Raw genomic sequence first — 20533 nt, 5'->3', positions numbered from 1 at the left:
GCTTCCTCCTGACGAGTGAGCCGTTCACCCGCCGGTCAGCCCGAGTTGGCCGCTTGGCTGTGGTCGCCGGATAGAACGACCGCCATGACCGAAACGACCCCCTCGCGGCGCTCCGTGCTCAAAGCCGGAATCGCCGTGCCCGCGCTCGCCGCGGCAGGCGGGCTGCTGCTGCCCGGCTCCGCCTCGGCCGCCCCGCTCGTCCGCCGCGACCGCCCGGTGCTCGCCCACGGCGTCGCGTCCGGGGACGTGACCACCGGGTCCGGCATCGTGTGGTCGCGCGCCGACCGCCCGGCGCGGCTGATGGTCGAGGTCGCGCGCGACCCGTCGTTCCGGCACGCCCGCCGGGTGCCCGGTCCGTTCGTCACGCCCGCCACCGGCGGCACCGGCAAGGTGCGCGTCGCCGGGCTGGCCCCGGGCACCGAATACCACTACCGCGTCACCGCTGTGGACCTCGACGGCCGCAGCGCGAGCGAGCCGGTCGCCGGCCGTTTCGCCACTGCGCCGATCGGCCGCGCGAACACGCGGATCCTGTGGAGCGGCGACGTCGTCGGCCAGAACTACGGCATCAACCCGGCGCTCGGCGGCATGACGATCTTCTCCGCGATGGCCGACCGCAGTCCGGACCTTTTCCTGCACAGCGGCGACACGGTGTACGCCGACGGCCCGCTGACCGAAACCGTCACGCTCCCCGGAGGCGGCGGTACCTGGCACAACATCGTGACGCCGGAGAAGTCGAAGGTCGCCGAAACCCTCGACGAATACCGCGGACAGCACGCGTACAACCGGCTGGACGCCAACTTCCGCCGGTTCGCCGCGGAGGTGCCGGCCTATGTCCAGTGGGATGATCATGAAGTAGTCAATAACTGGTATCCCGGCGAAATCCTCAACGACCGCCCCGAATACACCGAAAAGCGGGCCGACGTCCTGGCGCAGCGCGCGTTCCAGGCGTTCCACGAATGGCATCCGATCGACAGCCGCCAGGCCGTGGACGGCCGGGTGTACCGGAATTTCCGCTACGGCAGCCGGGTCGAGGTGTTCGTCCTCGACATGCGCACCTACCGCGACGCCAACACCTCGGACCAGACCAAGCCCGGCCACATCCTCGGCGAGGCGCAGGCCCGGTGGCTGGCTGACGCGCTCCGGCGCAGTACCGCGACCTGGAAGATCGTCCAGGCGGACATGCCGATCGGCCTGGTCGTGCCGGACGGCAAGGACATCGAGGCGGTCGCGAACGGCCTGCCCGGCGCTCCCGGCGGACGCGAGACCGAGCTGGCCTGGGTGTTGCAGCAGATCTCGCGCTGTCGCGTGCGCAATGTCGTCTGGCTGACCGCCGACGTGCACTACACCGCCGCGCACCATTATTCGCCCGAGCGCGCCGCGTTCCAGGACTTCGACCCGTTCTGGGAATTCGTGTCCGGCCCGCTCAACGCCGGCGCCTTCGGCCCGAACAAACTCGACCCGACGTTCGGCCCCGAAGCGGTCTTCGTACACGCCCCGCAGACGCAGAATTCCTCGCCGGTGCAAGGCTTCCAGCACTTCGGGGAGTTGAATGTGGACGGTGCCAGCGGCGCGCTGACGGTCGACCTGCGCGACGCCACTGGTGCCTCGCTGTGGTCGAAGACGCTGCAGCCGCAGCGTCGCTGACCGGCCCGGCCAGGGCGTCGGATAGGCTCGGCCCCCGAATAACACGAATCCGCACAAGGAGAAATACCGTCGTGACTGAACGCACGCTGGTCCTCGTCAAGCCCGATGGCGTCGCGCGCGGCCTCGTCGGCGAGGTCGTTTCGCGCATCGAGCGCAAGGGCCTGAAGCTGGCCGCGCTGGAACTGCGCACCGTCGAGCGCTCCGTCGCCGAGGAGCACTACGCGGAGCACAAGGAGCGCCCGTTCTTCGGCGACCTGCTGGAGTTCATCACGTCCGGCCCGCTCGTCGCGCTGGCCGTCGAGGGCCCGCGCGCGATCGCCGCGTTCCGCCAGCTGGCCGGCGGCACCGACCCGGTCGAGAAGGCCACCCCGGGCACCCTGCGCGGCGACTTCGCGCTGGAGACCCAGTACAACCTGGTGCACGGCTCGGACTCGCCGGAATCGGCCGAGCGCGAGCTGAAGCTGTGGTTCCCGGACCTGTGATCCGGAGCTAGACCTCGCGAACGCCGGGCAGGGACTTCGGTTCCCGCCCGGCGTTCGTGCTTTCTAGACCCCGGTGCCGCCGTCGACGCGCAGGACGGCGCCGGTCACGTAGGAAGCGCGGTCGCTCAGCAGCCACGCGGCGGCTTCGGCGATTTCGGCGGGATCAGCCGCGCGGCCAAGGGGATTGGCGCCGACGAGACGGGCGACGGTCCCCGGAGAGTCCGCCTCCCACTGCCGGATCATCTCGGTCATCGTCGTTCCGGGCGCGATCGCGTTGACCCGGATCCCCGCTGGTCCGTAGGTGACCGCCGCCGATTCGGTGAGGCTGTTCAGCGCCCGCTTGGCGGCACCGTAAACGGGCAGCGCGGGATTCGCGCGGAAGCTGCCGACGCTGGAGGTGTTCACGATGGCCCCGCCGGAGCGCATCGCCTTCACCTCGGCCGCCATCGCCAGCCACGGCCCGCGGAGATTCACCTGGTACAGCCGGTCGAAGTCGGCAAGCGGCACCTCGTCCAGCGGACCTGGCGAGGTGACGGCCGCGGCGTTGTTGAACGCAAGGTCCAGCCGTCCGTGCAGCTCCAGCACCCGGTCGATCGCGGCCTGCACGCTGGCCGGGTCAGCGAGATCGCACCGTACGTAATCCGCGACGCCGCCGTCCGCGCGCACTTGTTCGGCGACCGCTTTCAACTGCGTTTCGGTCCGCGCGGCCAGGACGACCTTCGCGCCCTCCGCGGCGAACAACCGGGCCGCCGCCGCGCCGATCCCGCGCCCGGCGCCGCTGATGAAAGCGATCTTGCCGCCGAGCAGGCTGTTCGTTCGTGTTTCGGTCATGGCTTCGAGGGTTTCTCCGGCGGACCCGGACAACCAGGCACCAGATGTACCTGGCTGAGCCCGTCCGGACTCCGCAGACTGGACAGGTGGACCGAACGGAACTGGCGGGTTTCCTGCGCAGCAGGCGCGAGCGCATCTCCCCGGCCGACGTGGGCCTCCCCGCGGGCAGGCGGCGCCGCACGCCGGGGCTGCGGCGCGAGGAGGTCGCGCGGCTGGCGTTCATCTCGGTCGAGTACTACACGCGGCTCGAACAGGCACGCGGCCCGAATCCGTCGAACGAGGTGCTGGCCGGGCTGACCCGGGCGCTGCGGCTCTCGGAAGTCGAACGCGACCACCTCCACGAACTGGCCGGCGCGCCGCGGCCTCCGCGCGGGCCGTCGCGGGAGGTCCGGCAAACCATCCTCGGCCTGCTGGACCGGTTGCCGCAGACAGCCGGGGTCGTGTTCTCCGCGACGTACGAGGTGCTCGCCTGGAATCCGCTCGCCGCCGCATTGCTGGAGGATTTCTCCGCGTTGTCCCGCGAAGAACGCAGTTTGCCGCGCCGGGTCTTCCTCCCGCGCGGCCGAGGGCGCTTGTACGGCCTGGTGGAAGCCGACGCGTTCGCCCGCGCGATGGCCAACCGGCTGAGGCTGACCGCGGCGAAGTACCCGGAAGACCCGGAGGTTCGCGCCCTGGTGGCGGACTTGCTCGCGGGTAGCGAAAGGTTCGCTGCACTGTGGGCGTCGCACGACGTCGTGGTCGAATCGACGTTCAGCAAGACGTTCGAGCATCCGGTCGTCGGGAGCGTGGCCGTGGACTGCGATGTGCTCGCCGTTGCCGACCGTGACCAGGAAGTCGTGCTGTACACCGCCGCGCCGGGCTCGCCGGGGGAGGAAGCGCTGCGGTTATTGTCGGTGCTCGGAACCCAGCGGATCGGTTAACCTCCACCGGTGACTGCTCTGCCGCTGCCGCCCCGTGACTACCTGCCGCACCTCCGTTCGCTCACCGAGGCGTTCGCCGCGGAAGCGGCGGGCGACCTGGAGAATCCGGTCCCGTACTGCGGCGACTGGACCAAGCGCGACCTCGTCACGCATCTGGGCAATGTGCACCGGTGGGCCGCCGACATCATCCGCACCGGCGAGTTGAGCAAGCAGGAATTCGACGTCTCGCCGAGCGGCGACCTCGCGCCTTGGTACGCCGAAAGCGCCGCCGAACTGCTCGACGCGCTCGAAACGGCCGATCCCGCCGACCCGTGCTGGGTCTTTGGCGCCGCGGCGAAGGTGAAGGGATTCTGGTTCCGCCGTCAGGTGCACGAGACGGCCGTGCATCTGGTCGATTTGTTCGGCGCACGCGGCGGGACGGCGCAGCTTGATCCGCTGATCGCCACGGACGGTGTCTACGAGGTTTTCGACACGATGCTGCCTCGCGTCGCGCGCTGGAAGCACGAGGTTCCGCTGGCCGCACCGATCGCCTTGCGCGCCACCGACACCGGGCACGCGTGGACCGTCGTGCCCGGCGAGCCGCCCGAGCTGGGCGAGGGCGAAGCGGTCGCCACGGTCGCAGCGCCCGCACAGGATTTGCTGTTGCTGCTGTGGAATCGCACTGACGCCCAGCCGGAGATCGCTGGCGACGAAGGCGTCGCGAAGGAGTTTCTGGCCGCGCACATGACACCCTGAGCGGATAATCCTGCGCCATTCAGGTCCCGTTCACCGCAGGGACTTCCGGCGGTCGCGCCGATGGATTTGGCTGACCTGAGCCATTTTCGCGATCGTGGGGTACCTGGTGAAAAGATCAAGATCCGTGCTGCTCAGCGCCCTCCTGGCGCTGACGCTGGCCACTCCTGCCAATGCCGACCCGCTCTCCGCTCCGCTCGGCGCGCCGCCGGTCGAGAGCGCAGCCGCCTTCTCTTCGGCCCGGGAGGCCCCGGCCGTCGCCGCGGCGCCCGGAGCCGACGACGGCCTCGAGACCAGCAGCGCCACCAACGCGGTAGCGCCTGGTCTGAACCTCACCCAGTTCGACCGCTTCGACCCCAAGGGCTGGATCCGCGGCGACGCGCTGAGCGTCGACCTCACCAGCAAGGTCCTGAAGCCGACTTACCTCAGCCCGGGCACCGTTTCCGCGCGCACCCCGCTGTCGCAGCAGGTCGCTCGCGCCGGAGCGGTCGCGGGCGTCAACGGCGATTTCTTCGACATCAACGCCTCCGGCGCGCCGCTCGGTGTCGGCATCGACAAGGGCGAGCTGCACAACGCGCCCGCGTCCGGCCACAACACCACTGCCGCGATCACCGACCAGGGTCGTGCGAAGCTCGCCGACATCTTCCTCGAAGCGTCGGTCACGCTGCCGAACGGGCAAGCTGTCCCGGCCACGAACTTCAACAGCCCGGTCCTCGCGCAGGACGCTCTCGGCGTCTACACGCCGCTCTGGGGCGCTTCGGCGCGCGCGACGTCGGTTGCCGGTGCGCAGCGCGTCGCCGAGGTCGAGGTCCGCGACGGTGTCGTGACGCAGGTGCGTCCGAAGCCCGCGGACGGCCCGATTCCGGCTGGCAGCACGCTGCTGCTCGGCCGTGAAGCTGGCGCGGATGCGTTGTCGGCGCTGAAGATCGGCGACCGCGTCGGCGTTTCGTACGCACCGCGGACCGACGCGGGCAAGATCGCGGTCGCGGTCGGCGGGAACAAGACGTTGCTGAAGGACGGACAGCTGCAGCAACTCGACGACGTCACCCTCGCCCCGCGTACCGGCGTCGGTTTTTCCGCTGACGGCAAGCGGATGTGGCTCGTCACGGTCGACGGTCGCCAGGCCGACAGCCGCGGGATGACCGAACTGGAAATGGCCCGCCAGCTGAAGCGGCTCGGTGCCGACGACGCCATCAACCTCGACGGCGGCGGCTCCTCGACGCTGCTCGCGCGTAGTGAAGGAGAGGCCGCGCCAGCAGTGCGGAACTCGCCTTCGGACGGCGGAGAACGCTTGGTGCCCAACGGCATCGGCGTCGCGACTGTGCCCGGCAGCGGACGGCTGACCGGCTTCGTGCCCGCTCCGGCCCAGGAAGGCGACAACTCGACCCGCGTGCTGTCCGGCCTGAGCCGCGCCCTCGTGCCGAACGGACACGACGAGACCGGTGCCGCGGTGGCGTCCAGGCCGTTCTGGACCACGTCGAACCCGTTCCGCGGGACCGTCACGAAGAACGTTTTCACCGCGCAGCCCGACTTCCTGCACCCCGATGCGCGAGCCGACGTCACTGTCACCGCGCACCAGAACTTCGTCAACGGCCGTACGAAGCTGACCGTGCTGGGCAAGCCGGTCCGGCTCGGTGCGAGCACGAAGCAGGTCGCGCTTTCCGGTGCCGATGCGCGCGGCGAGTTCCAGGTCTACGGCTACGACGCGGACGGCTACGGCACTTGGATCGAACCGTCGGACGTGAAGCTGGAATACGACCCCGCCGTGGTGAAGATCGAACCGTCGGGCAAGGGGTTCGCGGTGTCCGCGAAGACCGCGTCCGGGGCCACCGCGATCACCGTGCACGCAGGCGGGAAGACCATGCACCTGGCGGCTTCGGTGGGCACTGAAGCTAAGGTCGCAGCTCCGCTGGCCGGTCCGGAAGGCTGGTCCGCCACGGTGTACCCGGCCGTCGTCGGCGCCGCGCTGTCGTCGGCGGACGGACGCAACGGCGGCAAGGGCCTGGCGCTCGACTACCGGCTCACCGGCACCACCGCCACGCGCGCCGCGTATGTCAACGCCGCCAACCCGATCCCGGTTCCGGCTGGCACACAGAAGATCGGCATGTGGATCAACGGCGACGGCAAGGGCGCCTGGATCCGCGCGGAACTCCGCGACGGCGCCAACACCGCGTCCATTGTGGACCTTTCGCTGAGCGTCAACTGGACCGGCTGGCGGTACGTGACCGCCGCGGTGCCCGCCGGACTGCCGGACGGACAGCGCTTCACCAAGTTCTATGCGGTGGAAACCGCGGCAGGCAAGCAATACGAGGGCAAACTGGTCTTCAACGATCTCACCTTCGAGGTCGCGCCGACCACGACTGTGCCGCACGATCCGGCCGTCCCGGATCCGGCGCTCGTCACCAACGGCACGCTCGGCAAGGGCGGCCTGAAGATCGCCGTCGTCAGCGACGCCCAGTTCACCGCCGACGCACCCGACGGCCCGCTCGTCGCCCAGGCCCGCCGGGCGTTGCGCGAAGCTGTCGCCGCGAAACCGGACCTGGTCCTGATCAACGGCGACTTCGTGGACCGCGGCACCGCGCCGGACTTCGTTCTGGCCCGCAAGATCATCACCGAGGAGCTGGACGGCCGCGTCCCCTGGTACTACGTCCCCGGCAACCACGAAGCCGAGGGCGGCGACGGCCTGAAGAACTTCCAGGCCGCGTTCGGGGAAACGCACCGCGTGGTCGACGTGCACGGCGTCCGGCTGATCCTGATGGACTCCTCGCGCGGCTCGCTGCGTGCTGGCGGGTTCGACCAGGTCCGCATGATGCGCGAGGCGCTCGACAACGCCGCGCAGGATCGTTCGGTGCGGGGTGTCGTCGTCGCGATGCACCACCCGGTGAAGGACCCGAGCCCGACCGGCAATTCGCAGCTGGGCGACCGGAAGGAGGCCGCGCTGCTGCAGACGTGGCTGACCGGTTTCGAGGAAAAGTCCGGCAAACCGGCGGCTTCGCTGGCTTCGCACGCGGGCGTGTTCGGCCTGTCGCGCACGGACGGCGTTCCGTACCTGGTGAACGGCAACTCGGGCAAGACCCCGGCCGCGGCCCCCGGCGACGGCGGTTTCGTCGGCTGGACCCTGGTGCAGGTCGACCCCGGCGACCGCAGCCAGCCGGTGCGCTTCGAGACGCGTCCGAACGTCGACGCGCTGACGGTGACCGGTCCGGGCACCCTGCCGTGGGGCGGGACCGGGAAGGTGACTGCCGCGGTCACGCAGGAGGGCCGCTCGATTCCGGTGGCGTACCCGGTGAGCGCCGTGTGGGGCGGTCGCGGGGTGCACGTCGGCAGCTGGCCGCCTGCTCCGTGGGACGTGGTGTCGCTCGACCCGGCCACCGGGACGGTGCGGGGATTGCGCCCGGGGACGGCGGAGATCTCGGTGACGGTGAACGGGGTTACCCGTTCGGCGCCGGTTTCGGTGCGCTGAGTTTCCTGGGGCGAGGGGCGGGGCGGTCTTAGGGCTGCCCCGCCCGGTTTTCGGCCCTGCCAGCCGGAACGGGCGCGGCGTTGCGGAGGTCTGTGAGGGGAACCCTGGGGGAATCTGATTCCCCCAGGGTTCCCCTCACAGACAGTTCTGGCCCGCGGATCCACCCGGATGCCGTACCCCGCCCCCGGGAAACCGGTCGAGAATTGTCGGTCCCTCCCTCTACTGTCGTTTCTCGTGGGAGAGTCGGCATCGGAACCAGCGCTCGTGCAAGCGAAGGCGCTGGTCAAACGGTTCGGAGAATTCGAGGCAGTCCGCGGCATCGACGTCGAGGTGCGGCCGGGGGAGGCGTTCGGCTTCCTCGGGCCCAACGGCGCCGGGAAGTCGTCGACGATGCGGATGATCGCGTGCGTGTCCCCGCGCACGGACGGAGATCTGCGCGTCCTCGGCATGGACCCGGACGTCGACGGGCCGCGGATCCGCGCGCGGCTGGGCGTGGTGCCGCAGGAGGACAATCTCGACGTGGAGCTCACCGTCCGGCAGAACCTCCACGTCTACGGCCGCTACTTCGGCCTGTCCCGCGCGCACGTGCGGCGGAAAGCTGTCGAGCTGATGGAGTTCGCGCAGCTTTCCGACCGCGCCGAGAAACCGGTCGATTCCCTGTCCGGCGGCATGAAGCGGCGGCTCACCATCGCCCGGTCCCTGGTCAACGACCCGGAACTGCTGCTGCTCGACGAACCGACCACCGGCCTCGATCCGCAGGCGCGGCATCTGTTGTGGGACCGGCTTTTCCGCCTCAAAGCGCGCGGCACGACGCTGATCGTCACCACGCATTACATGGACGAAGCAGAGCAGTTGTGCGACAGGCTGGTCGTCATGGACGGCGGGCGGATCGCCGCGGAAGGCTCGCCCGCCGACCTGATCGCGCGGCATTCCACCCGCGAGGTCGTCGAGCTGCGGTTCGCGCCGGGGGAGCAGCAGGACGCGGCGGACCGGCTCGACGGGCTGGCCGAACGCGTCGAGGTCCTCCCGGACCGGGTGCTGCTCTACACGATGACCGGCGAGGCCACTCTCGAGCGCGCCCACGAACGCGGCCTGCGCCCGCTGTCGAGCCTGGTGCGGCGCAGTTCCCTGGAGGACGTGTTCCTCCGCCTCACCGGCCGGACGTTGGTGGACTGATGACCGCTCCCGCCACCGGCCGCGTCGTCGGCCGGTTCCACGGCGCCTGGCTGCGTGTCGAGGGCTACTGGACCTGGTACCGCAGACACTGGCTCAGCACGCTCTACTCCACCGGCCTGCAACCGGTGCTGTTCCTCGCCGCGATGGGGCTCGGCTTCGGCTCGCAGGTCAAAGCCGGTCCGGCGACCGGCGGCGTGTCGTATCTCGTGTACGTCGCCCCGGCGCTGCTCGTGGCCGGCGCGGCGCAGCAGGGCGTCAGCGAGTCGAGCTATCCGGTGCTCAGCGGATTCAAATGGCAGAAGGACTATCTGGCGGTCACCGCGACACCGGTGTCGCCCGGCCAGGTCCTCGGCGGGCACCAGATCTGGACGATTCTGCGGCTCGCCCTCTCCGGCGCGGTCTACGCGCTCGTCGCGTGGGCGTTCGGCGCGTGGGACAACGCGGGGGCGCTGCTGGTGATCCTCGTCGGCGTCCTCACCGGGCTCGCCTGCGGATCGCTGATCGCCGCGCTGGCGGCGTGGACCTTCGACGAGGGACAGCGGTTCGGGCTGATCTTCCGGTTCGTCGTCATCCCGATGACCCTGTTCTCCGGCACGTTCTTCCCGATCGCCCAGCTGCCGCTGTACCTGCGCTGGCTCGCCTGGATTTCCCCGCTGTGGCACGGAACCGAGCTGTCCCGCGCCGTCACGCTCGGCGGGCGCGATCTGCTCCCGGCGCTCGGGCACCTCGCGTACCTGGCCGTGCTGGTCGCGATCGGCTGGGCGATCGCGCACCGCGGCTTCTACCGACGGCTGGTGGCGTGATGACCGACGTGCACAACGCCCAGGTTCTCCCGCAGCGGCGCGGAATTCTGCTCCGCGTCCTGCCCGCGGGCATGTACAGCGGGCGCGCGACCGCGCTGATCGAACGCGCGCTCACCGTCTACGGACGATCGTGGACGATCCTCGTGTCCGGCGCGCTCGAGCCGTTGTTCTACCTGCTCGCGTTCCAGGTCGGTTTCGGCAAGCTGGTCACCACCGTGGCCGGCCCGGACGGGCAGCCGATGAGCTACGTCGCGTTCGTCGCTCCCGCGCTGCTGGCGTCGTCGGCGATGAACGGCGCGGTTTTCGAGTGCACGTACAACCTGTTCTTCAAACTGCGCTACGCCAAGACGTACGACGCGATGCTGGCCACCCCGATCGGCCCGCTCGACGTCGCGCTCGGCGAAATCGCCTGGGCGATGATGCGCGGCGGCCTCTACTCGGTCGCGTTCCTGGCGGTCACCGGCGTCATGGGGCTGCTCACGTCGTGGTGGGCGCTGCTGCTCCTGCCCGCCGCGCTGCTCGTGTCGTTCGCGTTCGCGGCCATCAGCATCACGCTGGTCAGCTTCCTGAAGTCGACGTCCCAGTTCGACTACATCCAGCTCGTCCTGATGCCGATGTTCCTGTTCTCCACCACGTTCTTCCCGATCACGGTCTACCCGGAGGCGCTGCAGTGGCTGGTCCGCTGCTTCCCGCTGTACCACGGGATCGAGCTGATGCGCGGGCTGTCCACCGGCATCTTCTCCTGGAGCATGCTGGGCAATCTGGCGTACCTGCTGGTGCTCGCCGCGATCGGGATCTGGGGCGCGACAAGGAGGATCGCGAAACTGCTGCTGACCTGAAACGAGCCGACCGGCGCGGTCAGCGGGCCGGGCTCGGGCCTCCGGTCTGCGCGGGAGCCACCGCGGACCGGGCGTCGACGAGGCCGTGGCCGTAGAAGCCGTTGTATCCGTCGTAACCGGAGCAGTAGGCGTCCTGGACGCCGTCGCCGGTCAGGTCGTAATTGTCCGGGCACGGCATCGGCGTCGCGCGGGAGTCGAGCGCGCGGCGCAGTTCGGCGGCCGACCACGTCGGATGCACCGACTTGAGCAACGCCAGCACCCCGGCGACGTGCGGCGCGGCCATCGAGGTCCCGCACATCGGCGCGTACCCGCCCGGAACGGTCGAAACCACGCACCGGTCGTCGTCGCCTCCCGGGGCAGTGACATCAACCACACCGAGCCCGTAAGAGCTGTAGCCCGACTTCACCCGATCCGGGCTGACCGCCGACGCCGTCACCACGTCCCGCAGCCCGGCAGGCAGCGCCTCGCACTTCCCGGCGGCGGACGGCGAACCCGAGCGGGCTGACGGCGTCAGGCCGACCGCCTCGTTGGTCGCGGCTGCGACGTTCACCGTGCCCTGCGAGGTCGCGTATTCCACCGCCCGCGCCAGCACTTCGTGCACCACGCCGCGGTCGTTGCCGCGCACGCAGGACAGCGACCACGGGTTCACGAACCAGCTGCTGTTGGCGATCGGCAGATGTCGCGCCGCCGACCACATGATCCCGCAGACCGCCGCCTCGGGATCGGCGTAGCCGCGGTCGTCGATGACCTTCACCGACGCGATCCGCACGCCCGGCGCGACGCCGGTGATGCCCTTGCCGTCGTCGGCCGCGGCGATGATGCCCGCGACGTGCGTGCCGTGCGCCGAGGTCGTCGGCTGCCACGCGGCCGGGCTCGGATCCGGGACGCCGGTGAGACAGCCCGCCGAATCCTCCGGGTCCATCGCGGCGGCGAGGTCGGGGTGCTTGGGGTCGACGCCGGAGTCCAGGACGCCGACGACGACCGAACGGCTGCCGCCGGTCAGCTGGTGCGCGGCCGGAGCCCCGATCAGGTTCATGTCCCACTGCTGCGAGGACAGGTCCGCGGCGGGGACTCGCGCCGGGTCGCTGAGCGGGAGCGCGGCCCGTGCGGGCTGCGCGGCGGTGCCCGGCTGTTCGGCGGCGGTCCGGGTGGCTTGCGCGCTGAAGGCCCGCTCCGGGCCGAGCCGGTCCGCGAACGCCCGATCGGATGACGTGACGACCGCCACGGAAATCTGCGGGTAGTAGCCGACGACCTGCCCGCAGCCCGCGCTCGCCTGCTGGCGGGCGGAAGATTCCGGGGTTCCGCGGTCGAACGCGACGACGTAGCGCACCGCCCGCCCGCCGGAGGCGCAGCCGGGACCCGCGACGGCCGGGGGAGAGACCGCGGCGCATCCGGCGAGGACCAGGAGGGAGCACACGGCCGCCCGCAGCGGCCGCGCCAGCACAGACACCGGACCTCCCACCGCGCGCGGGGCTATGCCGGGCGCCCGCGCGAGCGCCCGAGCCCGCACGCTAACCACCCCCGGCCCGGCGCGACAAGCGAAGCGCGGAAGTTCGCCCGAGTGCATGATCGCGGCACGCCCGGGCGCCTGCCGCGGGACACCGACTACACCGGGTGTCCCCCCGGGTGTGGGATACTCGCGTTGGCCGCTGCGCCGACGGGCATCCCGCCCGCGTCGTGAGCGGCCCGGAGGAGTGCCGGACCGGCACCACGCGCGTCGCCCCCGGGAGGCCGGGCCAAGGTCGATGTCGTGGCGGGTGGCCCGGGGGTCGCGAGCAGGCCGGCACCCCGCCGAGCAGACCAGGAACCGAGCGGCCGCCGACCCGGCGGACCGCACGGCTGCCAGCAGGATTCCCGCCGCTGGTCACCACCACGGCGGGCACGGAACAGAAAGGGCCCCTGCGCGGCCGCGTCAGCACCGGTGCGAACCGGCTGACGCGCCCGGGGGCGGAGGAGACATATGTCGAACGCGGACACACCCGCCGATCAGACCGGCGGGAATACCGTCGCACCCACGACCAGCAGGCTGGGCGAGCTGCCGCCGCGCATCCGCGTGCACGCGCTGGCCAAGCTGCTCGGCCTGAGCAGCCGCGACCTGCTCGGCAAGCTCGCCGAGCTGGGGGAGAGCCCCCGCAGCGCCCAGTCGAGCGTGACCAAGGAGGTCGCGCACCGCGTGGCGGTGATCCTCGACGCGGAGACCGCCGGCGACACCGCCCCGGACGCCGAGGCCGCCGCTGCCAGCGGGGCCGAGCAGAGCGCGACCGCCGAAGCCGCCCAGGAAGCCACCGCCGCGGCCGTCGCCGGCAGCGACACCGCGGAGCAGACCGGCGCGGGCGCCCAGCCCGAGGCCGCTCCGGCTGCCGCCTCTCGGAACGCTGCCTCCGCCGGAGCCGCCCAGGGTGCAGCTTCGACCGGAGCTGCTCAGAACGCTGCCTCTGCCGGAGCCGCCCAGGACGCCGCCTCCGCCGGAACTGCCGCTTCGGAGCCCGCCCCGGCCCAGGGCTCCGCCGCCGAGCAGGGCGCTTCCCCGGAAACCGCCGCGCCGGCGAACCGATCGGCCCAGACCTTCTCCGCCGCCGAGACCACGGCGGAAACCGGCCAGGAAGCCGCCGAGCAGGAGTCCGCTCAGGCGAGCGAGAAGCCCGCCCGCAGCCGCACCCGTCGCGCCCGCCGGGCCGTCGCGCCCGCGATCCCGGCCGACCAGCAGGAAACCGAGCAGGCCACCCCGGCCCGCGGCCCCGTGCACGTGCCGGTCTTCGCCGCGCCGTCGCCGGTCTTCCTGCCGCCCGAGCCCGCGCAGCCGCGCACCAAGCCCGAGCCGGTGTTCGGCGTCGGCGAGGCTCCCGCGCAGACCGAGCGTCCCGAGCGTCCCGGACGGACCGAGCGCGCCGCCGACACCGCCGAGGACGAAACCTCCGACGAGGCCCGCGACGAGCGTTCCGACGAGGACGGCGACGACGCGAACAGCCGTCGCCGTCGCCGTCGCGGCCGCCGCGGCCGCGGCCGGGGCAAGGGCGGCGACGAGGCCCAGTCCGAGAACGAGGACGAAACCTCCGAAGACCAGCCGGTCAAGGACGCGAAAGACTCCAAGGACGGCAAAGACTCCAAGGACAAGACCGAGAAGCCGGACGAGGCGGGCGAAGCCGAGGCGGAGTCCGACGACGACTCCGATTCCGACGGGGGCAGCAAGCGCCGTCGCCGTCGCCGCCGTCGCAAGGGCGGGGACGACGACGGGGCCGAGGCCACCGGCGGAGACGACCCGCCGAACACTGTCACGCACGTCCGCCAGGCCAAGGCCGCAGCCGAGGCCGAGCGCCCGGCGCGCGACGAGGTGCGCAGCGTCCGCGGCTCCACGCGGCTCGAGGCCAAGCGCCAGCGCCGCCGCGACGGCCGCGAGGCGGGCCGCCGCCGCGCCCCGATCCTGTCCGAGGCCGAGTTCCTCGCCCGCCGCGAATCGGTCGAGCGCACCATGGTCGTCTCCGAGAAGGGCGATTCCACGCAGATCGCCGTGCTCGAGGACGGGGTCCTGGTCGAGCACTTCGTGACGTCCTCGGGCACCGGCTCGATCGTCGGCAACGTCTACCTCGGCCGCGTCCAGAACGTGCTGCCGAGCATGGAGGCCGCGTTCATCGACATCGGCCGCGGCCGCAACGCGGTGCTCTACGCGGGCGAGGTCGACTGGGACGCCGCCGGCCTGGAAGGCAAGGCGCGCAAGATCGAGCAGGCGCTGTCCACCGGCGACAGCGTGCTGGTGCAGGTCACCAAGGACCCGGTCGGGCACAAGGGCGCCCGGCTGACCACGCAGATCTCGCTGCCCGGCCGCTTCCTCGTCTACGTCCCCGCCGGCGGGGCCACCGGCATCTCCCGCAAGCTGCCGGAGAACGAGCGGCGCAGGCTCAAGGACATCCTCAAGCGGATCGTCCCGGAGGACGCGGGCGTCATCATCCGCACCGCGTCGGAGGGCATCGGCGAGGAGGAGCTCGGCCGCGACGTCGACCGCCTGAAGGCGCAGTGGGACGTCATCAAGGAGAAGGCCTCGGCCGGGTCCGCCAAGAAGGGCGGCGCGCCGACCATGCTCTACGAAGAGCCGGACCTGCTGGTCAAGGTCGTGCGCGATCTCTTCACCGAGGACTTCGCGAAGCTGGAGGTCCAGGGCAACCGGTCCTGGGACACCATCAACGACTACGTCCAGCACGTCGCGCCGGAGCTGACCGACCGGCTCAAGCGCTACACCGGCACCGCCGACGCGTTCGCCGACCACCGGATCGACGAGCAGATCACCAAGGCGCTCGACCGCAAGGTCTGGCTGCCCTCGGGCGGCTACCTGGTCATCGACCGCACCGAAGCGATGACCGTCATCGACGTCAACACCGGCAAGTTCACCGGCTCGGGCGGCAACCTCGAGGAGACGGTGACCCGCAACAACCTGGAGTCGGCGGAAGAGATCGTCCGCCAGCTGCGGCTGCGGGACATCGGCGGCATCATCGTCATCGACTTCATCGACATGGTGCTCGAGTCCAACCGCGAGCTGGTGCTGCGGCGGCTCACCGAATGCCTCGGCCGCGACCGCACCCGCCACCAGGTGGCGGAGGTCACGTCGCTGGGCCTGGTGCAGATGACGCGCAAGAAGATCGGCACCGGGCTGCTCGAGGCGTTCTCCACGCCGTGCGAGCACTGCAAGGGCCGCGGCGTCGTCGTGTCCACCGAACCGCAGCGCACCGGCGGCGGAGGCAACGGCGGCAACGGGCACAACGGCGGCAACGGCAACAACGGCCACAGCCACGGCGGCGGCGACACCAAGAGCTCGCGGCGGTCCCGCGGCCGCGGCAAGGGCGAGGAGCAGCACCACGAGCCCAAGCCGGAGCAGGCCGCCCCGGCGCCGACCCCGGTGCAGCGCGAGTCCGTGGTGACGGCGGTGCAGGCCATGGCCAACGCGTCGAAGGCGAAGCACGAGCACCACGGTCCGGAAGGCTCGGCGGACACCGCCGAGGAGAAGGCTCCGGAGCCGGTCAAGCCGTCCGAGCAGGACGCTGCGGCCGAGAAGCCGGAGAAGGCCGAGAACAAGACGGAGGCCCCGGCCGCCGTCGAGCAGCCGAAACAGCCTGAGCCCGCAGTCGGCCAGGCCGCGCCGGAGGCGGAAACCAAGCAGCCCGAGGCCGCCGAGGCGGACGCGGGAGAAGACCCCGAGGTCGACGTTCCGGCCCCGGCCGTGCGGAGCACTCGGCGCCGTCCGCGCCGCGCCGCTTCGCGTCCGGCAGGGCCGCCGGTGAAGGCTTCGGACCAGAGTTGATCCACCACGGGTACCCCGGGTGCAGCAGCGCCCGGGGCCTCCCGTAACCTGTAGTACGGCTCATCGCAAGCATGAGTTGCTGCGCGAGCACCTGGACCGTCTTCGGGCGGGCCGGCCGCGCCAGCCCCCTAACCCATTGTCGAGTAATGCAGGAGACATCCGTGTCGGCGTACGCGATCGTCAAGACCGGCGGCAAGCAGTACAAGGTGGCCGTCGGCGACGTCGTCGAGGTCGAGAAGCTCGAGGGCGAGCCGGGCACCGAGCACACCTTCCCCGCCGTGCTGTTCGTGGACGGTGGCGAGGTCACCACGGACGCCGACGCGTTGGCGAAGGTCTCGGTCACCGGCAAGGTCGTCGAGCAGACCAAGGGTCCGAAGATCCGGATCCACAAGTTCAAGAACAAGACCGGCTACCACAAGCGCCAGGGTCACCGGCAGAAGCTGACCCGCGTCGAGGTCACCGGCATCTCCAAGTAGTTCTTCGAACTTTCGAGACTGAAACTTTTCTGGAAGGGGCTTGAGCGATGGCTCACAAGAAGGGTGCGTCCAGCTCCCGCAACGGTCGTGATTCCAACGCCCAGCGACTGGGTGTGAAGCGCTTCGGCGGCCAGGAGGTGAACGCGGGCGAGATCCTGATCCGCCAGCGGGGCACCAAGTTCCACCCCGGCGTGAACGTCGGCCGTGGCGGCGACGACACGCTGTTCGCGCTCGCCGCCGGTGCGGTCGAGTTCGGCTCGAAGCGCGGCCGCAAGACGGTCAACATCGTGCCAGCCGAAGCCTGATCTTCGGCGCGAGCTTTTGGGCGACGTGTGTCCGCGGAATACGCGGACCACGTCGCTCGCTTATGTCACCTGGGGGCCCGAGCCCCCGGACCCCCACGGTGCGGCCGCTGGCAGACCCAGCGTGGTCCGCGCCGTTTGTCTTTTCGCGAGTGAAGTGAGGCAACCATGGCGTCCCGGTTCGTGGACCGCGCGGTCATCCATCTGACCGCCGGGGACGGGGGAAACGGCTGTGCCTCGGTGCACCGCGAGAAGTTCAAGCCGCTCGGCGGCCCGGACGGCGGCAACGGCGGCAACGGCGGTGACGTCACGCTCGTCGTCGACGCCAACGTGCACACCCTCCTCGACTTCCACTTCCGCCCGCACGCCCGCGCCGGCAACGGCAAAATGGGCATGGGCAGCAATCGCAACGGCGCCGCGGGCGAGGGCCTGGAGATGAAGGTCCCGCCGGGCACTGTCGTGTTCACCGAGGACGGCGAACTCGTCGCCGACCTCACCAACCCCGGCACCCGGTTCATCGCCGCGCAGGGCGGCCGCGGCGGGCTCGGCAACGCCGCGCTGTCGTCGAAGGCCCGCAAGGCGCCCGGGTTCGCGCTGCTCGGCGAGCCGGGCGAGAGCCGCAACCTCGTGCTGGAGCTGCGTTCGGTCGCCGACGTCGGCCTGCTCGGCTTCCCGTCCGCGGGCAAGTCGTCGCTGATCTCCGTGCTGTCCGCGGCGAAGCCGAAGATCGCCGACTACCCGTTCACCACGCTGGTGCCGAACCTCGGCGTCATCACCGCCGGATCGTCGGTGTTCACGATGGCCGACGTGCCGGGCCTGATCCCGGGCGCGTCCGAGGGCCGCGGCCTCGGCCTGGACTTCCTGCGCCACATCGAACGCTGCGCCGTGCTGGTGCACGTGGTCGACTGCGCGACGCTGGAGCCGGGCCGCGATCCGCTGTCCGATGTGGACGCTCTCGAGGAGGAGCTGGCCCGCTACACGCCGGGGCTGGGCGGCAAGCTCGAGGACCGCCCGCGCGTGGTGGTGCTGAACAAGATCGACATCCCGGAAGCGGCGGAGCTGGCCGAGTTCGTGCGTCCGGAGCTGGAGGCTCGCGGGCTGCGCGTGTTCGAGGTGTCCACCGCGTCGCGCAAGGGCTTGAAGGAGCTGAGCTTCGCGCTGGCGGAGGTCGTCGAGGCCTACCGCGAGGCGCAGCCGGTGCTGGAGCCGGAGAAGATCGTGCTGCACCCGCTCGCGATCGACGACAGCGGGTTCACCGTCGAACGCGATCCGGAGGAAGAAGGCGGGTTCATCGTCCGCGGTTCGCGCCCGGAACGCTGGATCCGGCAGACGAACTTCGCCAACGACGAGGCCGTCGGCTACCTCGCGGACCGGCTCAACCGGCTCGGCGTCGAGGAAGCCCTGGCGAAGAACGGCGCCCGTCCGGGCAGCCCGGTCACCATCGGCGACATCCAGTTCGAATGGCAGCCCTCCACCCCGGGTGTCGCGGTGCACCTGTCCGGCCGCGGCACGGACGTCCGGCTGGAGCGCACCGACCGCGTCGGCGCGTCCGAGCGCAAGGAAGCCCGCCGGATCCGCCGCGACGGCACCGGCGAGGACGAAGAGCCGGTCGAGGATGAGACCGCTCCGTCCGTCGACGCCGAACTGGACGACGTGTGGGACGACGAGGAGCAGGCGGAGCGCGACCGGTGAGCGGCACGCGCCAGGAGATCGCGGACGCTCGCCGGCTGGTCGTGAAGGTCGGTTCCTCGGCACTGACCACCGCGGGCAGCGGGCTCGACGTGGCTCGCCTCGACGCCCTGGTCGACGCCATCGCGGACCGCGTCGCCCGCGACGCGCAGATCGTCCTCGTGTCCTCGGGCGCGATCGGCGCCGGGCTCGCGCCGTTGAAGCTCGGCAAGCGTCCGGGTGACCTGGCCACGCAGCAGGCGGCGGCGAGTGTCGGACAGCTCGCGCTGGCGCACGCGTACGCGGAATCGTTCGGTCGCTACTCGCTGACCGTCGGCCAGGTGCTGCTCACCTCGGACGACGTCGTCCGCCGCGCGCACTACCGCAACGCGCAACGCACGTTCTCCCGGCTCCTCGCGCTCGGCGCGGTGCCGGTCGTGAACGAGAACGACACCGTTGCCACACAAGAGATCCGCTTCGGCGACAACGACCGGCTCGCTGCTTTGGTGGCGCACCTCGTCGGCGCCGACGCGCTGGTCCTGCTGTCCGATGTGGACGGTCTGTACGACGGCGACCCGCGCGACGGCGCGACCCGCAAGATCACCGAGGTGCGCGGCGAGTCCGATGTGGAGGGCATCGCGGTCGGGATGTCGTCCTCGGGCCTCGGCACCGGTGGCATGGTCTCGAAACTCTCCGCCGCGCGCACCGCGGCCGGCGCCGGAATCCCGGTGCTGCTGGCCGCGGCCGCCGACGCCGGGGACGCATTGCGCGCCGCGAACGTCGGCACCGCGTTCGCACCGGCCGACACCCGGCTTTCCGCCCGTCGCTTCTGGCTCGGGTACGCCGCCGACACCTCCGGCCGCCTCCGTCTCGACGACGGCGCGGTGCGGGCGATCCTGCGCCGCCGGTCGCTGCTGGCGGCGGGAATCACCGGTCTGGACGGGGATTTCGAGGCCGGGGATGTCGTCGATCTGGTGGATTCGGCAGACGTTCCGGTGGCACGCGGGGTGGTCGGGTTCGACGCGGGGGAGTTGCCCGCGCTGATCGGGCGGTCGAGTCACGAGGTCCCGGTGGAGCACCGCCGGGAGGTCGTGCACGCGGACGACCTCGTTCCGCTGCGCCGTTAAGAACCAACGGCAGGAACTTAAGTAGCTCCGTGAGGGGAACCCTGAGGGACTCTGATTCCCTCAGGGTTCCCTTCACGGATGTGAAGATGCGGTCAGATGGGGATCAACCGGGGTTTCTGGCTTTGCTGCTAGGAACCCGCGAGATGCCGGGCCACGCGAGCGAGCTGCTCCGCGTAGTACTCCACAAAGGATTCTGACGCCGGATCCTCCCCGGTGAGCGCTTCGGCGATCCGGGGAAGCGACATCGGCGCGCTCGCCGCCGCCATCAGCATCAGCAGCAACGTCTTCGGGTCCACCTCGTCCGGAAAGTCCCCTGCGTCCTGACGGGCCCGCATGTAGTCGAGCTGCCCCCGCAGAAACTCGCGCTGCGACTCCGCCCCCGCCTCGTTCGGGGCGCCCTCGGCCATGTTCTCCCGCAGGAACAACCGGGCCTGGTCCTGGTCGGCGAGCCCGCCCTTGGCGAAGTCCGCGAGCACGTCCGCGAGCGGCCGGTCCGGCGTGGTCATCGCGGCGAACCCGGCGAACGGTTCGCTCGCGACCTCGGCGTACAGGCCTTCCTTGCCGCCGAAGTAATACGAGATCAGCTGCTTGTTCACTCCCGCGCGCTGCGCGATGTCGCTGACCCGCGCGGCCGCGTACCCCTTGCTGCCGAATTCGGCCTTCGCTGCCTCGAAGATGCGGGCCTTCGTGCGTTCGGGATCGCGCTGGCGCTCACCAGGGCGCGGCGCGCGGCGCGGGGTGGTCTCGGACACCCGGGAAGCCTAACCGACGCATTAATCA

General features: G+C 71.0%; 16 protein-coding genes. 13 read left to right on the top strand and 3 right to left on the bottom strand.

The window, feature by feature from the left end:
- Positions 1–84: 84 nt before the first annotated feature.
- The gene (locus ACZ7OI_RS20990; RefSeq protein ID WP_470265857.1) at positions 85–1644 is read left to right on the top strand and encodes an alkaline phosphatase D family protein; all 1560 of its coding nucleotides are present in this window, start codon (positions 85–87) and stop codon (positions 1642–1644) included.
- A gap of 71 nt (positions 1645–1715) precedes the next feature.
- Positions 1716–2126, top strand: coding sequence for a nucleoside-diphosphate kinase (gene ndk / locus ACZ7OI_RS20985; protein ID WP_020660996.1), 411 nt, complete (start codon positions 1716–1718; stop codon positions 2124–2126).
- A 63-nt stretch (positions 2127–2189) separates the two neighbouring features.
- On the opposite strand, the gene ACZ7OI_RS20980 is transcribed toward ndk, so the two are convergent.
- Complete coding sequence (locus ACZ7OI_RS20980; RefSeq protein WP_470265856.1) at positions 2190–2957, bottom strand: SDR family NAD(P)-dependent oxidoreductase; 768 nt, start codon at positions 2955–2957, stop codon at positions 2190–2192.
- An 86-nt stretch (positions 2958–3043) separates the two neighbouring features.
- On the opposite strand from ACZ7OI_RS20980, the gene ACZ7OI_RS20975 reads away from it, so the two are divergent.
- The 6 genes from ACZ7OI_RS20975 to ACZ7OI_RS20950 all read left to right on the top strand — a co-directional run bounded on the left by ACZ7OI_RS20975 (position 3044) and on the right by ACZ7OI_RS20950 (position 10890).
- The gene (locus ACZ7OI_RS20975; RefSeq protein WP_470265855.1) at positions 3044–3877 is read left to right on the top strand and encodes a helix-turn-helix transcriptional regulator; all 834 of its coding nucleotides are present in this window, start codon (positions 3044–3046) and stop codon (positions 3875–3877) included.
- A 9-nt stretch (positions 3878–3886) separates the two neighbouring features.
- On the top strand, positions 3887–4612 hold the full coding sequence (locus ACZ7OI_RS20970) for a maleylpyruvate isomerase family mycothiol-dependent enzyme (RefSeq protein ID WP_470265854.1): 726 nt from the start codon (positions 3887–3889) through the stop codon (positions 4610–4612).
- A 124-nt stretch (positions 4613–4736) separates the two neighbouring features.
- The gene (locus ACZ7OI_RS20965) at positions 4737–8072 is read left to right on the top strand and encodes a phosphodiester glycosidase family protein (protein WP_470265853.1); all 3336 of its coding nucleotides are present in this window, start codon (positions 4737–4739) and stop codon (positions 8070–8072) included.
- Between the two features lie 234 nt (positions 8073–8306).
- Positions 8307–9248 (top strand): ABC transporter ATP-binding protein, encoded by a 942-nt coding sequence (locus ACZ7OI_RS20960; protein WP_470265852.1) that lies wholly within the window; start codon positions 8307–8309, stop codon positions 9246–9248.
- The gene (locus ACZ7OI_RS20955) at positions 9248–10051 is read left to right on the top strand and encodes an ABC transporter permease (RefSeq protein WP_470265851.1); all 804 of its coding nucleotides are present in this window, start codon (positions 9248–9250) and stop codon (positions 10049–10051) included. Before ACZ7OI_RS20960 ends, ACZ7OI_RS20955 begins: the two co-directional genes overlap by 1 nt.
- The gene (locus ACZ7OI_RS20950) at positions 10051–10890 is read left to right on the top strand and encodes an ABC transporter permease (protein ID WP_470265850.1); all 840 of its coding nucleotides are present in this window, start codon (positions 10051–10053) and stop codon (positions 10888–10890) included. Before ACZ7OI_RS20955 ends, ACZ7OI_RS20950 begins: the two co-directional genes overlap by 1 nt.
- Before the next feature lie 19 nt (positions 10891–10909).
- On the opposite strand, the gene ACZ7OI_RS20945 is transcribed toward ACZ7OI_RS20950, so the two are convergent.
- Positions 10910–12340: a S8 family peptidase gene (locus ACZ7OI_RS20945; RefSeq protein WP_470265849.1), complete on the bottom strand. Its 1431-nt coding sequence runs from the start codon at positions 12338–12340 to the stop codon at positions 10910–10912.
- A gap of 510 nt (positions 12341–12850) precedes the next feature.
- Here ACZ7OI_RS20945 and ACZ7OI_RS20940 point away from each other — a divergent pair.
- From ACZ7OI_RS20940 to proB, 5 genes are all read left to right on the top strand, one after another.
- Positions 12851–16180 carry a translation initiation factor IF-2 N-terminal domain-containing protein gene (locus tag ACZ7OI_RS20940; RefSeq protein WP_470265848.1) on the top strand — a complete coding sequence of 1110 codons (3330 nt, stop codon included), beginning with the start codon at positions 12851–12853 and terminating at the stop codon, positions 16178–16180.
- A 161-nt stretch (positions 16181–16341) separates the two neighbouring features.
- Positions 16342–16656, top strand: coding sequence for a 50S ribosomal protein L21 (rplU, locus tag ACZ7OI_RS20935; protein ID WP_009081084.1), 315 nt, complete (start codon positions 16342–16344; stop codon positions 16654–16656).
- Positions 16657–16703: 47 nt separating this feature from the next.
- Positions 16704–16961 carry a 50S ribosomal protein L27 gene (gene rpmA, locus ACZ7OI_RS20930; RefSeq protein ID WP_116200471.1) on the top strand — a complete coding sequence of 86 codons (258 nt, stop codon included), beginning with the start codon at positions 16704–16706 and terminating at the stop codon, positions 16959–16961.
- A gap of 165 nt (positions 16962–17126) precedes the next feature.
- The gene (gene obgE / locus ACZ7OI_RS20925; protein ID WP_470265847.1) at positions 17127–18650 is read left to right on the top strand and encodes a GTPase ObgE; all 1524 of its coding nucleotides are present in this window, start codon (positions 17127–17129) and stop codon (positions 18648–18650) included.
- On the top strand, positions 18647–19753 hold the full coding sequence (gene proB, locus ACZ7OI_RS20920; RefSeq protein WP_470265846.1) for a glutamate 5-kinase: 1107 nt from the start codon (positions 18647–18649) through the stop codon (positions 19751–19753). The genes obgE and proB overlap by 4 nt, the downstream gene beginning before the upstream one ends.
- A gap of 128 nt (positions 19754–19881) precedes the next feature.
- On the opposite strand, the gene ACZ7OI_RS20915 is transcribed toward proB, so the two are convergent.
- On the bottom strand, positions 19882–20505 hold the full coding sequence (locus ACZ7OI_RS20915; protein WP_470265845.1) for a TetR/AcrR family transcriptional regulator: 624 nt from the start codon (positions 20503–20505) through the stop codon (positions 19882–19884).
- Positions 20506–20533: the final 28 nt, after the last annotated feature.

This window comes from Amycolatopsis sp. NPDC114503 (genome assembly GCF_055633655.1).
Note: the sequence above shows the minus strand (reverse complement) of the source record. Positions and strands in the feature narration are given on the sequence as shown.